The sequence below is a fragment of the Microcoleus sp. FACHB-SPT15 genome, from assembly GCF_014849525.1.
Taxonomy (GTDB): Bacteria; Cyanobacteriota; Cyanobacteriia; order Cyanobacteriales; family Coleofasciculaceae; genus Symplocastrum; species Symplocastrum torsivum.
Genome location: NZ_JACJNU010000059.1, coordinates 77,043 through 91,268, shown reverse-complemented (window position 1 = coordinate 91,268; position 14,226 = coordinate 77,043). Strand labels below are relative to the sequence as shown.

General features: G+C 45.6%; 14 protein-coding genes. 6 read left to right on the top strand and 8 right to left on the bottom strand.

The genetic code is table 11. The features are described from left to right. Positions 1–215: 215 nt before the first annotated feature. From H6F98_RS23360 to H6F98_RS23340, 5 genes are all read right to left on the bottom strand, one after another. Positions 216–1,976: a HEAT repeat domain-containing protein gene (locus H6F98_RS23360; protein WP_192221108.1), complete on the bottom strand. Its 1,761-nt coding sequence runs from the start codon at positions 1,974–1,976 to the stop codon at positions 216–218. Positions 1,977–1,988: 12 nt separating this feature from the next. Continuing rightward, positions 1,989–2,681 carry a DevA family ABC transporter ATP-binding protein gene (locus H6F98_RS23355; RefSeq protein WP_192221243.1) on the bottom strand — a complete coding sequence of 231 codons (693 nt, stop codon included), beginning with the start codon at positions 2,679–2,681 and terminating at the stop codon, positions 1,989–1,991. Between the two features lie 104 nt (positions 2,682–2,785). Continuing rightward, complete coding sequence (gene devC / locus H6F98_RS23350; protein ID WP_192221107.1) at positions 2,786–3,934, bottom strand: ABC transporter permease DevC; 1,149 nt, start codon at positions 3,932–3,934, stop codon at positions 2,786–2,788. Positions 3,935–4,138: 204 nt separating this feature from the next. Continuing rightward, positions 4,139–5,455, bottom strand: coding sequence for an ABC exporter membrane fusion protein (locus H6F98_RS23345; protein WP_192221106.1), 1,317 nt, complete (start codon positions 5,453–5,455; stop codon positions 4,139–4,141). Positions 5,456–5,580: 125 nt separating this feature from the next. Next, on the bottom strand, positions 5,581–6,324 hold the full coding sequence (locus H6F98_RS23340) for a phycocyanobilin:ferredoxin oxidoreductase (protein WP_192221105.1): 744 nt from the start codon (positions 6,322–6,324) through the stop codon (positions 5,581–5,583). Positions 6,325–6,446: 122 nt separating this feature from the next. Here H6F98_RS23340 and H6F98_RS23335 point away from each other — a divergent pair, with 122 nt between their 5' ends. From H6F98_RS23335 to H6F98_RS23320, 4 genes are all read left to right on the top strand, one after another. After that, on the top strand, positions 6,447–6,998 hold the full coding sequence (locus H6F98_RS23335) for a 5-formyltetrahydrofolate cyclo-ligase (protein ID WP_192221104.1): 552 nt from the start codon (positions 6,447–6,449) through the stop codon (positions 6,996–6,998). A 66-nt stretch (positions 6,999–7,064) separates the two neighbouring features. Further along, positions 7,065–7,862, top strand: a complete 798-nt coding sequence (locus H6F98_RS23330; RefSeq protein WP_396813186.1) for a carbohydrate ABC transporter permease — start codon at positions 7,065–7,067, stop codon at positions 7,860–7,862. A 4-nt stretch (positions 7,863–7,866) separates the two neighbouring features. Beyond that, complete coding sequence (locus tag H6F98_RS23325; protein ID WP_192221102.1) at positions 7,867–8,049, top strand: hypothetical protein; 183 nt, start codon at positions 7,867–7,869, stop codon at positions 8,047–8,049. Positions 8,050–8,533: 484 nt separating this feature from the next. Beyond that, a complete protein-coding gene (locus tag H6F98_RS23320; protein WP_206759671.1) occupies positions 8,534–8,968 on the top strand; it encodes a hypothetical protein in 435 nt (144 codons plus the stop codon). Here H6F98_RS23320 and lipB read toward each other — a convergent pair. Beyond that, positions 8,958–9,623: a lipoyl(octanoyl) transferase LipB gene (gene lipB / locus H6F98_RS23315; RefSeq protein WP_192221100.1), complete on the bottom strand. Its 666-nt coding sequence runs from the start codon at positions 9,621–9,623 to the stop codon at positions 8,958–8,960. The two genes, H6F98_RS23320 and lipB, sit on opposite strands and share 11 nt — an antisense overlap. 288 nt (positions 9,624–9,911) lie before the next feature. Here lipB and hpf point away from each other — a divergent pair, with 288 nt between their 5' ends. Both hpf and H6F98_RS23305 read left to right on the top strand, forming a co-directional pair. Then, positions 9,912–10,562, top strand: coding sequence for a ribosome hibernation-promoting factor, HPF/YfiA family (gene hpf, locus H6F98_RS23310; protein WP_192221099.1), 651 nt, complete (start codon positions 9,912–9,914; stop codon positions 10,560–10,562). A 343-nt stretch (positions 10,563–10,905) separates the two neighbouring features. Continuing rightward, complete coding sequence (locus tag H6F98_RS23305; RefSeq protein ID WP_192221098.1) at positions 10,906–11,430, top strand: hypothetical protein; 525 nt, start codon at positions 10,906–10,908, stop codon at positions 11,428–11,430. Between the two features lie 117 nt (positions 11,431–11,547). Here the strand turns inward: H6F98_RS23305 and H6F98_RS23300 are convergent, their stop codons facing one another. Continuing rightward, entirely contained in the window at positions 11,548–12,696 is a 1,149-nt protein-coding gene (locus H6F98_RS23300) for a glycosyltransferase family 4 protein (protein ID WP_192221097.1), read from the bottom strand. A gap of 20 nt (positions 12,697–12,716) precedes the next feature. Continuing rightward, positions 12,717–14,177 (bottom strand): MFS transporter, encoded by a 1,461-nt coding sequence (locus tag H6F98_RS23295; RefSeq protein WP_192221096.1) that lies wholly within the window; start codon positions 14,175–14,177, stop codon positions 12,717–12,719. Between the last annotated feature and the right edge of the window lie 49 nt (positions 14,178–14,226).

The window sequence follows — 14,226 nt, the reverse complement described above, 5'->3', positions numbered from 1 at the left end:
TTTGTTGGAAGCTTGGTATAAAAAAGCCCTCCCAGATTAGGTTTGGAAGGGCAACAGAGCGTGATTAATGACTAAAACAAATGCTACTAATCGATTGTGAATAGTTTGTGAACAAGAAGAATATAGAAGTGGCTGTGTTCAGAATTCTTCTAGAAGAGAGGACTTGTGGCTTAATTGATAACACCCCCTAGAACGTTTATACTTTCGTCGCCCAACTACGGTGTCACTCCTCGGAGTGTAGTCACGGCATTACGGACGCGCTCAACTGGTTCACGGTTAAACCGAGCATTGGGAGCCTGCATGATATTCAGCACTTTGCTCAATTCAGCGATCGCTTGTTGGCGTTGGTTAGCTGAAAGATTGCCATTCTGCCAAGCGATAGCTGTATCCCGCGCAATTTCTCCTAAAATTGTTGCGGCATACCCTGGCGAGTCTTTCTGGTTGCCGACAAGTATTGCCCGGAGCTTGGGTACCAGATCCAACGCGGCTGCCCCAAAATCCCCAATCCGAATAATTGCGCCATTGCGTTCGTTATCATCGGCAGAGTCTAATCGGGCTGTGTAGTAGGGCAGAATATAAGGCGTAGACTGTGAACCATAGCCCTCTAACTGAGACAATGCCTCCCGCCGAATTGATGAATCGGGGTGCTGCACCAATCGCCCGACAACAGGCAAGCCTTGAGCCTGTCCCAATTGGAGTAATGCCCACCCAGTTGCAAGCTGCATCCAAGGATTATTATCCTTTAGGGCAGTAGTCAGACCAGGAATGGCACTGCGATCGCTAAGCTTGCCCAGAGCAATAGCGGCATTGACTCGCACCAGTTGCTCAGGATTACTAGGGGCTAGGGGGTATTGACGTGAGCCTGGAAACAACGGAGGCAAAGGGGGTAAAGCGGGGAAAACAAAGCCGCCTTGGTTTGAGGCGGGTGGCACATAACGCCCTGTATCTCCCAATAGTGCTAGGAGGTTAGGAACCGCAGACTGTGCCGATCCTCCTAGATTGCCCACCAGTTCCGCAGCCTCCAAGCGAACTATTGGCTCTGGTGCTTTTAACGCTTGGACTAATCCTGGTAATGCCCCTGTCCCCATCAGTCCTAATGCTTCCCTGGCGGCATCCCGAACCGTAACATCATCATCTTTAAGTGCCGTAAGCAGCGAGGCAGTAGTGCTGTCATCAGCCTCCGCTCCCAAGACTTTACGCAGGAGTGAGCTTGAATCTTGAAAAACGGACGCTGCACTGCGACGCAGGTTAGGGTCAGGGTTCTGTAAGGCTTCTAACCAGTGAGGCAGTAAGGGGATAGAGGCTCCGATTTCCGAGAGCGCCCAGGTCGCATTCAGCTTCACCCAAGGATCGGGGTCTTGCAAGGCTTGGGTTAGGGGTGCTGTTGCTAATGTTCTAGCAGGTAAACCAATTTTTCCGATCGCAATGATCGCTGTAATCCGCAGCAGGTTTTCGGGGTTTTCGGGAGGAGTAGGTGGACTGCGCCGCTCTTCAACATTTGCAGAGGCAGGAAGAGGAAGAGAAGAAAGAACAGGAAGTCTTATCGGTCTTATATTTGGGTAAAATCCGGAACTGAACGACCCTGGTACGATCGCTCTTCGCCCATCGTTCATCATCTCAATCAATCCAGGAATGGCTGGCACTGCCTCATTAGTGAGATTTCCCAGTACCTCTGCCACGCCACTTTTGAGCAGAGGATCGGGGTCGTCCATAGCTCTAACCAATGCTGGCACAATATTCTGTTGGGTGTCGCTCAGTTGTTGAATAATTTCCCGACGCTGTTCAACATTGGCAGTGCGAAGTTGTTCCACTAACTCGGCAACGACGATTGGTTCAGCACTCTCCTGCTGCCCCTGCATAGCTAGCACGGCTGGAGGTAAGCTAAACGTTTCACTTTGAGCAGCTACAGGTATCTCGTCAGCAAGGAAAGATAGGATTGTTAACACGCTCAAAGCCAAGTTTATTCGAGACATCATAAAATTCTAGTTTTAGATGGCGGTATCTTTTTGCAGATGTCCGTCTTCCATATGAACGATACGGTCAGCGATATCCAAAATCCGGTTATCGTGAGTAACCATCAATATCGTACATCCCTGTTCCTTGGCAAGCCGTTGCATCAATTCGACAACATCACGACCTGATTTACTGTCGAGTGCGGCTGTTGGTTCGTCTGCTAAGACTAATTTCGGATGACTCACCAAGGCGCGTGCGATCGCAACTCGCTGTTTTTGCCCTCCAGAAAGGCTATCCGGGTAGTAATTGATGCGATCGCCTAAGCCTACAGTTCTCAGCATCGCGGCTGACTTAGCAACAGCCTCTTGCGAAGAAATTTCAGGGTGTAGTTCCAAAGACATCTGCACATTTTGGCGAGCAGTAAGGGACTTGAGCAAGTTGTGAGCCTGGAAGATGTAACCAATGTTGCGACGGACTTCCACCAGGTGATTTTTTGACGCTCCCCTCAGTTCTTTACCCAAAACTTTCAGGCTACCCTCTTGAGGCGATCGCAATCCTCCCATCAACGTCAGTAAAGTGGTCTTCCCTGAGCCAGAAGGCCCCGTCATCAGTACAATCTCTCCCGCCTGGATTTCCAAGCTGATATTAAACAAAATTTGCTTACGCAGCGAACCTTTCCCAAAGTAATAACTCAGATTGTTGATTGATACAACTGGCTGTTGAGGCATGGGATGGCTCGAAAACGGGTCTACCCAAGTACTTTGTCCCAACGTTGAATTGTTGCTGAGGTTTGGACTAACCACTGACTACCTCACTCTAGATTTTCACTATTCTAAAAGATATCCGCTGGGTCTGCTGCCTGTAGTTTTCGTACTGCGATCGCGCCGGAAACTGCACACATAATAATTGTCATGATTAATACTGACACGGCTTTAGCAAGGTTCATTGCCATGGGTAAATTAGTCGCAGTTCTTGTTAAAGTATAGAGTCCCATAGCTAGAGAATATCCCGGTAAATAACCTAGCACGGCAAGAATCAGAGCTTCTTGAAATACCACCATCAAGAGATAGCTATTTTTATAACCCATCGCTTTTAAAGTTGCGTATTCTGGCAAATGGTCAGAAACATCAGTATAGAGAATTTGATAAACAATTACCGTCCCAACAATCAAACCCATCCCTGTACCTAGGGTAAAAATAAAGCCAATAGCTGTACTAGTTTGCCAGTAGTTTTTCTCAAGGGCAATAAATTCTTCCTTTGACAAAACATTAACATCCTTGGGTAGGCTCTGTTTCAGGTTTTTGATTACAAATTGCAGATCTGAATCGGGTTCTAAGTTAATAATGCCAATATCAATCAATCCCTTTTCTCGACTTGGAAACAGGCGTAAAAAATTCAAATCGCTGGTGACAATATTTCCATCCGCCCCGAAAGAAGCACCTAGGCTGAATATTCCACCAACTCGAATTCGGCGTCCTCCCACTTCAGTCGTAACGTCTTTTCCTGCATTAAATTCCTGGGCAACTGAACCAAACTCTGGTCTAGACGTGTCATCAAATAAAACGACATCTGCTATTTTTAGAGTACTTAGATTATCCGTTACTCCGGGCAAAGTTAAAACACTATCTGCTGGATTAAACCCCAAAACGAGAATGCTCCGAGTTCCACGAGTTTGGGGATTTTTCCATAAGGCAAAATCTAAATAAACTGGACTAATTGATTTGACCCCCTCAAACCCAAGCGTTTGATACAAGCGCCGAGCCGGAAAGCTTTTCATCGCGATTGTTGACGTTGATTGAGGGCTGACGAGAAAAATGTCGCCCTGTAAGTTTTTATGCAAAACTACTGCACTTTCAAATAGAGCATCCCGAAAGCCCAGTTGCATGAACATCAAAATATCAGCAAAGCCAATCCCTGCAAGTGCCACGAATAACCGCATTCTTTCGCGGCTGAGTTGTAACCAGGCTAGAGGTATTCTCATACGTTACTTAGTCTCAATTTTATTACAAAATATTGAATTGCAAAATAAGAATTAAGGATGAAGTTAGGCTGCCAATTCTTAAACTCTATTTAAAGCCTTTAGCTCTCAGTTATATAGCAGAAAGCCGTCAGCTATCAGCTTTTTTTTTCATTGCTCTCTCTAGTCTTCACACACCTGATCTGTACCTCATTCAACTGAAAAGTTTTATAGCAATATTTCTACAATAACTTTTGAGTTGGTTAAGCTCGACACACGCTTACTATCTTCTGGATTAAGACGAATGTTTACTTCTACAACTCTGGCATCAACCGCAGAGGCAGGGTCAGTGTCTAGAATATCTTTTTTGCCAATTCTTAGACCAATTTGGCTAACATTCCCCCGGAGTTCGCCCTCAAAGGATTTCCCCTCGCTAGTTACGGTAACTCGCTGGCCGAGGCGTACTTTACTAATATCACTTTCATAAACTTCGGCGATGACAACCATCTGATCAGTTTGGCCTAGTTCAGCAATACCTTCCTGTTCGTTAATGCTTTCTCCAGCAAGGGTATTGATTTTCAAAATTCGACCCGCTACAGGTGCCCGCACATAGGCTAATTCCAAGTCAGCTTGGGCTTCTCCAACGGCTGCAAGAGAACTTTCCACCTCTGCTTCTGCTTGTTGAATATCAACTGGACGAACTTCCTTAATCTGTGCCAGGGTTGCCGTTGCTTCGTTAATCTGTTCTTCTAAGACAGCAGTGGTTTTGTCACGGTTGGCTTCGGCTTCTTTGAGTTGTTCGCTGAGGGTTGTTAAAGCCTGGTTTCGATTCGCTTGTGCTTCACTAAGTTGCTCGATTGCTGTTTCTACTTTTAAGCGGCGGGTGTCTAATTCTGTTGCCGGTATTGCACCATCCTGCGCTAGCTTTTGATAGCGTTCAAAATCTGTTTGGACGCTGCGTAACTCAGCTTCTAATCTCCTGATGATCGCATCTTGCGCTTGTCTTGCCTCCAACAGTTGAGTTTGTAACCGAGTAACAGTTGTCTGTTGGGCAGTTTTCTCACCGTCCAATTCTGCTTTTAGACGTTTGATTGTGGCTTCCTGAGCGCCAATTGCGCCAAGTTTAGCACCTGCTCTGACTTTTTCCAGATTTGCTTGAGCGACTTTGACCTGTTTTTGGGAACGCTCTAGCGCGGCTTGTAAGCGATCGCGACTATCCAATACTGCAATCACTTGTTTCTCACGAACCTGATCGCCTTGAGAAACCAGCAGTTGAGCAACCTTTGCTCCTTGCAGCGAATTTGAGGCAGATAGTTGAATGACTTCCCCTTCTGGTTCTAAGCGTCCTAAGGCAGTAACAGCTTTAATCGCAGGACTTGGAGAGCGGGTAGGGCTGGACTCGTCCAGTTGGCGCTGATCGGCAAAGCTGACGGTATAAATGGCAGTAGCCCCGGTTGCGATCGCTCCTAGCACAGCTAGGATAATTGCCCAGCGGGTTATCAGTTTTGAGGATAGCTGATCTTTTATCCCTGGTTTATGCCCCATAATTCTCTGGATAGAGTATTTAAAGCTTTTATTGCTGTACTTCATCCATCTTACGGGGTAAGATAGTAGGTTTGTGAGTAGCAAGCTAAGGTTGTGAGCCTAGAAATCAGCCCCTGTCTATCTTTTTAAGCGGTTGTTGGCAAGTCAAAAAGAACCGAAGTCATGTAATGTTCTGCCCAATCCACCCCAAAGGCTTTTTCCAGCACACGACGAGTTTTGTCGTTCTGCTGCTGCTTGGTGCAGTAGTAGTGTTGACTCTCCAAAATCTCTGCTTGTTGTTCTTCAGATACAGGTGAGGCTTGAACCGCAAAGGCACAGTGAATCTGCAAAAAGCTTTCTACCCGCGAGAGAAACTGACGTTCTTCCTCTGGACTACCCGGTCGAATAAATAGACAAAATTCTGAGAAAATATCTCCCCAATCTGGCAAGTCTCGCTGTTGAGAAAATTCAGGTGTTGGCAAGGCACCTAAAGCTTGGCGATAGGAATCCGGTAAGATACGCTCACGAGAGAGAGGTGAGAGATCAGCGATCGCAGCACTAATTTGTCCTCTACCACCCACTAAATCGCAACCAAACATTGGTAGGGCGTACTCTGGACGAGGAAACATCACACAGTGCAAGATATCCAACGTTTTACCAACTTTTGCGAGTTCCAGATGCAGTTTCCGAAACTGAGGTGTCTGATAGCAGTGGTTTTCAATCGTCAGTTTTTCTCCCTCCAGTTTTCCTTCCACGTAGCCTAACTCAGTGGGTAGGGGATAGGGTGAGAGTTCCAGGTAGTGCTGCCAGTTAGACTCAATGCAGTCAGCTAATTGACGAATCAGGGGATGTTGTTGTTCTCGTAGGGAAGGATTTGAGGTTACTGACATTCTCTTACAACTTGCACAAACAAAGACCTATAGGCTCATGATCTCAGCTTGGCATAGGCAATGAACCAGCACGATACAAAACTTGTAATAAGTAGACAGATGAAATTTAAGAGATAACTTGCATGGAAAAAAGGGAATTACGCCGATCGCTTCTTGAGACTCGCCAATCTATGCCACTCGAAGAATGGCGGGAAAAGAGCGATCGCATCTGTACCCACCTCCAATCCTTACCCCTATTTACCTCGTCTCAGACCATCCTGGCGTATTTCAGCTTTCGGCAAGAACCAGAACTCAGCCCTTTATTTACAAACTCTAAACACCACTGGGGCTTCTCACGAGTCCAAGGCAAATCCCTCGCGTGGCATCGCTGGAAGCCTGGAGAACCCTTGCAAAAGGAGAAATTAGGCATTTTTGAACCTCACCCCGATTCCCCAAGGTTGTCACCCAAGGAAGTAGATTTAATCCTAGTTCCAGCCGTTGCTTGCGACAAACGAGGGTATCGTTTGGGTTACGGTGGTGGCTTTTACGACCGGATGCTAAGTTCAACGGAGTGGGCATCTAAGCCGACAATTGGGATTGTGTTTGAATTTGCTCACTTTTCCCAGCTTCCTATTGATCAGTGGGACAAGCCCCTGCAATTAGTTTGTACAGAAACTGGATTTAACCGTATTTAAGTAATGACATTCGACTTAAACATAAAACTACTTAAGCGTCAAAATTCAAAATTGAAAGCCATTTGGATGTATGTGCTGTTAAGTGCGATCGCTTTTGTGATGCTCTTTCCTCTGCTTTGGCTAATCAGCACATCGCTCAAATCGCCAGCCGAAAACATCTTCCAATCTCCCCCGCAACTGTTGCCTAGCCAGCCAACATTCCAAAACTTTGTTACCGTCTGGCAAAGCAAACCCTTTGGGCAGTACTTATTTAACAGTACCGTTGTTGCAGTAGTCACTGTCAGCTTAAACCTTTTGTTCTGCTCCCTCGCCGCTTACCCACTAGCGCGGCTAAACTTCCGAGGTCGTGACTTAATTTTTGCTAGTATCATCTCGACCATCATGATTCCCTTCCAAATCGTGATGATTCCCCTCTACATCTTGACCGTACAGCTTGGTTTAAAAAATACCTATCTCGGTGTGATTTTTCCGGGTATTGCCTCCGCCTTTGGGATTTTTCTACTGCGACAAGCCTTTCAAGGTGTCCCAAAGGAACTAGAAGAAGCCGCTCGGATTGATGGCTGTTCTGAATTAGGGTTGTGGTGGAATGTGATGCTGCCAGCCGTTCGTCCCGCATTGGTAACACTGGCAATATTCGTCTTCATCGGCTCTTGGAGCGACTTCCTTTGGCCGTTAATTGTCTTGGATCGAGAGGAATACTACACGCTACCTTTAGGAGTGGCAACTCTTGCGGGTACATTTTCCCTGGATTGGCGTCTCATTGCGGCAGGTTCAGTTATTTCAATTGCCCCAGTCTTGTTATTTTTCCTCTTGATGCAGCGCTACATCGTGCCAACTGATACTGGTAGTGGTGTGAAAGGGTAATGACATGAGGGCAAATTTAACGCAGTTGTATGTTCATTGCGTTTGGGCAACTTGGGATAGATTGCCTTTGATTACACCAGATATTCAGGAAGTTATCTATGCATCAATGACTAATTACGTTAGGAATCAAGCATTTCACCATCGGAATAAATCGATATTTTCTGATTGGGAACTGCCTAGTGAGTAGCTTGGCGGTTGAAACCGCAGCTATACAAACACGCACCTGCCTATCGCGCTTGCGCTGCGCGTAGCGCACTACGCAGCTTTAAAGTTCTTGTTTTTTCGTTAGTCCGCGCAGGCGGACTGCGTTTGTCTAGACGCGAATTCCATTCGCCCGGTCTTGAATATAGCTTCCTTCCATTTGCTTGCCTCTAGCAAATCTCGCAAGTTTGTGTAGTAGTCCTCCATAAAAAAAACCTCAGCACGAAGCTGAGGCAACAATGAAAGAGCATTATTACCTTCTTCTCTTCAGCGGAGTGTTTACTTCATCCGTAAGAAATTTAGAAAAACTTCCGATTTGTCGTTGGATGCTGCATCATTTTTCCAACTTCGCGGAAATATAGCTCGTTAGATTGAAGAATTCACTAGTGGACTTGAGCTATTGATTGCACCTATTAACTAACAAAAAGATTAGCTTTGGTCTACTTTGCACCAAGTAGGAATACAAAGAGGTGTCTATGTTTTTTCACCATGACCTATATGATTTTTGGTTTCGCTCCAGAGGAGTTTGGGTTTCTAAGCTTGTTAAGGTAACAGTGGGTTTACTCGATGAGCAAGAACTCCTTGCAATCAGCCAAATTCACCAGCTTAGTGAAGCAGAATTTGGGGTAAAAATGGCTTGGAACTATGTAACTAAAGATGAATCGGGACAGATGTCTTGGTGTGTTGATGCTAATCAGCCAAATTTAGTTTTTACCAATAAAAGCTTAACGGGTGATACTCCTCGAATCCTTGATTACCAAATGATTGGGGTAAATAAACTGGTAATTAAGTTTGGCAAGCTTGAGGAAACCTTTTACTTAGAAAACGATAACAAAAGATTAAGAGAACTTCGGCAGGAGGGCAAACTTATCAGACGGCTTTGGGAAGAAAAGCTTAGTGTTTGACGTTTTTAGACGGATGTTGAATTAGCTCAACGCCAAAAACCTCTGCAAAGGCAGCGGCAACAGACGTTCGCACGTCCTCTACACAAATACCTGGGATAAACTGAGCCAGACTACCAACAGGTTTATCGGCAATCCCACAAGGTACAATCCGCCCAAAGCCTGTAAGGTCAGGACAAACATTTAAGGCAAAGCCATGCATGGTAATCCACCGAGATACTTTGATGCCAATGGCTGCAACTTTACGTCCTTCTAGCCAAACACCAGTCATTCCAGCAATGCGATCGCCTTTTAGTCCATAGCTAGCTAATAACTGAATCAAGACTTCCTCTAACTGTCGCAAATACCAGTGCAAGTCTTGCTGATAATGCCGCAGATTCAAAATCGGGTAACCCACTAGCTGCCCAGGACAATGATACGTCACCTCACCACCTCGTTCAACCCGGTGAACCTCTATAGGCACTTCACTCGGATTGAACTTGAGAAATTCTAGACTTGCTCCCTGACCGAGTGTATAAACAGGTGGATGCTCCAGTAAGAGGAGGACATCATCAAGACTAGCGTCTTTGATACGTTCTTCCAAAAGCGATCGCTGCCAGTCCCAAGCCACGGAATAAGGCACTACCCCTTGGTTGTCTAACAAGCATCGCTGTCGCACGTTCTACTCCGCTTTTAGAGGATATTGTCAAAGAATGCAAAGGAATCTAAAGAGAAATCAAAGTTCTTATTTCCAGACTACAAGGTGCTACTGTACCTGAATTCTGTCAAAGTTACCGCTCTGCTGAGTGAAGAGATGTGTAAAGAGTTAACCTGAAGCTTATCGTTTTCTTAATCTCGTCTTGGTGCTAAAAAGCTGAGTCATACAATGAAAGTATCTCCAAAGAGCGGCAAATCTAGATTCCGCCGCCCTTTTTGACTCAAACAGTACAGGATGGAGTAAGTCAGTATGAAGCTAGTGATCCAGGGCAAAAACATCGACATCACTGATGCAATCCGTGAGTATGTACATCAAAAAATTGAAAAGGCTGTCAGTCACTTTCAGACGATGACAACCGAGGTAGATGTACATTTATCTGTGGCGAAAAACCCCCGGATAAACTCTAAGCAAACTGCTGAAGTGACGATTTATGCCAATGGAACAGTAATTCGTGCTCAAGAAGGTAGTGAAGATTTATACGCCAGCATTGACTTAGTTGCAGATAAGATTCATCGCCAGCTACGAAAATACAAAGAGAAGCTACAACACCGGAAGACTCATGACCAACCGAAAACTGGTGTAATCGTTGATGACGTACCCGTTGCGCCTGATCTAATTGGCGATCGCACTCCTGAACTACCTAGTGAAGTGCTACGCATGAAGTATTTTGCCATGCCGCCCATGACTATTGAGGAAGCTTTAGAACAACTACAACTAGTAGATCACGACTTTTATATGTTTCGGAATGCTAAAACCGACGAGATCAACGTGATTTACGAGCGTAACCATGGTGGATATGGCGTAATTCAGCCCCGCAATGGGAATGGTCATACCAATCAAAAAAATGGCAAGGTTCACCAAAATGTTGAGTTCATCTCTGAAAAATCAAATGTTCTTTGACCTTTGAAAAACACAGGTTTCTAGCTCCAAGTTGTCCATTAAATAATCAAGGAAATTATTTGGTCAAGAAGCGGAGATTGGCGTTTATGTAACGCATAAAGCCGGATTGGATTCCTTTTTTAGTAATACCTTTGCACTTTATTAGCTCAATAGGGGAAAGGGAAAGGGCTAGACCCTTTACTTTCCCTAATTTTTTCGACAGAAGTTTATCAAGGTCTTAGGAAAGTAGAATAAAAAATTCATCCATTCAGGTGAATCGACTGGGTGAAGACTCTAGCGATTCTCTGAAAGTACTTTGAGAGTAGTTCATGCACATTGGTAGTCCCTCACTCAAGGAACCAAAATGAAACTCTCAAAGGTTTTAACTATAGGAACGGTTCTGGTGGCTTCTAGTGCAATTTACGTCATTGCACCTACTCAGGCTTATGCCGCTTCCTCTACCCAAGCTGCGCTAGCTGTTGAAAATCTCAGCGAGGCAATGCCGTTGATACTAGCAGACCGTTTTGAGCGTCCTGCGTTAAATGGGTCAACTCAGCAGATTCTCAATCAAATCGAGAACCGTACTGATCGACTTCGTGATTCTCTGGACTCTACCCTCGATGACAGCCGTTTGAATGGCTCTAATCGGGAAGATAACATCAACCAGTTTGTCAGAGACTTTGAAGAAGCAACAAAAGGTCTACGCGATCGCTTCGACAGAGGTCAAAGAATCTCAGACAATGTTCAAGAAGTACTCAATCAGGCATCAAGAATCGACAATTTCATACGTCGCCAACGTCTAAGCACTAGTGTTGAACGCGAGTGGGTGAGCCTGCGCCAAGATCTGAATGAATTAGCACGCCTATCTAACGTAGCTAGAAGATTCTAGCCATAAAGTAGCGATATACAAGTAACTCCGCCGTTTTATCTTTGGCGCTTTGCATCATCAGTTGGCTGATTAGTCTTCAAGACGACGGCAAAGGGAAGAACACGTTCAATACACCTGCTACGCACGACTACTCAACTGTACACGTCGCAGTTGTAAAACCTCAGCATACAGAGCTTCGAGCTGGGTGATATTGTCACTGAGGGTGTAGCGCTCTAAAACTCGCGCCCTTGCCTTTTGTCCTAGTAATGCTGTCCATTCTGGGTGATCACGAAACTGAGGCAAAAGAGTGTGAAGTTGGGAGGTTACCCGATGAGTATTGAGAACGACACCTGCGCCATTCTCCAAAACTTCTCCATCTGCACCCGCATCGGTTGCGACACAAGCAACGCCACAAGCCATCGCTTCTAGTAATGATAGGGACAGTCCTTCCAAGAGAGACGGCAAAATAAATACATCTGCTGCCCGCAGAATATCAATTCGCCGCTGTTCATCCGCAACAAATCCCAGCCAGATAATACTGTGTTCTTCTCCATAGAAGGGCATTAAAGAAGCCCAAAGAGAGCCGTTACCCACAATCACTAGCTTGCTAGATTCGCCAAGTTCACATTGCTTCCAAGCTTTGAGTAGGGCTTCAACATTTTTTTCTGTAGAAATTCGACCTTGGTAAACAAACAAGCGTTGAGCTTTTAGTTGTGATTTGAAGTTGGATGAACCCGGAGAATATTTTTGGACATCAACTCCATTCGGGATAACAGCCAACTTCTGAGAAGGTACACCTAGCCGCACTAGGAAATTCCGCTGAAGCTGAGAAAAGATAATTACCCGGTCATAGTGTGCCAAAAATGGCGCGTATAGCTGATAGGTGAACAGTTGTGTTCCTGACTTGAGGTTTCGCCGCTTACCATCAAAAGGCGGATGAAAGGTAGCGACGAGCGGGATATTGAGTTCCTCGCAGATTTCCGGAAGTAGGAAGTCTAAAGGAGACAACGTCAGGGAGGCATGAACGATATCAGGTCGTAGTTGCTTAAGCGATTGCGTTAACACCTTACTCGCTTTGAGTGTGGGTATGGTGTAAACCTGAGACTTGTAGATGAAAGGCAGCGACACTTCCTGACAACCTGACCAAGTGCGATCGTCGGCTTCTTCCTGGGCAAAGTGAAGGAAGCTGACTTGGTAACCCCGGTCTAGTAGTGCATTAGTAACTTCTCGACCGTAAGTTACATTGCCACAAAATGGTGTTTTTTTTCCGATCCAGGCGATATGCATTCAGATTGTTTATCGAGTCTCTATTTGTCAGCGTTGGGTGACATAGATGATCCTGTACGGGAAATATACCAGTTTAAGACGCCTCCAGCGACTACAAGTGTCGCTAAACCTAAAAATACTGTCTCCAACCCCAGTAAAGTCTCGGCAAAACCTGCTAAAGCTAAGGGTAAGCTCAAGGCAATATTGATTGCATTGTTTTGTAAACCAAACACCTTTCCTCGCATCTCTGGCGGTGTTTCTCCCTGAATTGTTGTCTGCATCGGGATACCGACCAAGGCTGCAAAACCACCCAAAAGCGTCGTCATCAGTAACGTGAGCCAGAGATGATGGGTAAATACGGACACCCCGATAAGCGATGCAGCCATACCCACAGAACCATATAGGCTGAGTTTGGTATGGGAAACCTGTTGACCCCTGTGTCCCAGAATGGCGGCGCCACAAGCCATGCCAACACCACCAGCGGCTAATAAAAAGCCAAACTGAGAGGTCTTGATACCGGGGAGGGTTTCTGCCAAGCGCACGGCTAAAACAGCTAAAGCGGCAAAGACGGAAAAAAGAATCACCAGTTGCACTAAAGCATTGCGGACGCGCCGATTGTGTTTGAGATAGCGTAGACCATCCCGGATGTCTGAAAAGACATGAGGCACCTCCCCTTCAGGCTCATCTCTGTTTTCACCTGTTTTCAGGAGTAGTAATAGTAAGCCTGCGATCGCATAAGAGCCACCTACCAGTAATTCTTTCCCAAAATCCCACTCAAACCCTAGCCAACGCACCAGGCTATCCGTCAGTGCGAGGATTGGGTCACCCACGGCAAAGCCAATAATCAACGAAGCCATCATCGTTGTCGTGTAAAGTGAGTTCGCTGAGAGCAAGTTTTGATGCTTCACAATCAGTGGAATCACCGCCTGCTCTGCCGGAGCAAAAAACTGGGTCAGTGTGGAAACCAAAAAAGTAATCCCCAGCAACACATAGAAGCCTACAGGCAAACTATAGATCGGTTTCCAGTCTTGAGTAATCCACAACAATAGAGGTACAGCCAAGACTAAGATGCCTCGCAGGAGGTTGCTTGCTACCAGCACAGCCTTTTTCGACCATCGGTCTACAAAAACCCCAGCAACTGAACCAAACAGTACTGCTGGGATCGTAAACGCAATCATCAGTGCTGATACCCAACCGCTGATCGTTTGATTTGCATCTTGAAAACGGCTGGCAATGATCGCAATCATCAGCACCAGATAAACCTTATCTGCCAGTTGAGAAAAAACCTGACCACTCCATAGCGTTAGAAAGTTACGGTTTTTTAGAACCGGAACAAATCCCAGTTTTGAGGGTTCAACACGGGCATCATCAGTGTTGGGTAGAAAACCGTTAGCTTCGGTAGGCGTTAACTCATCGGCTTCAGAGTAGCTCGATTTCGCCATAGGATTGGATATTTTTTTTGAAGAATATGTTATTGCTCGTTCTGATTCAGATAATCGCATTCTCTCTCGTTTTGTAATAAGTTAAACTTTTATCTAAAATCGACCTCAA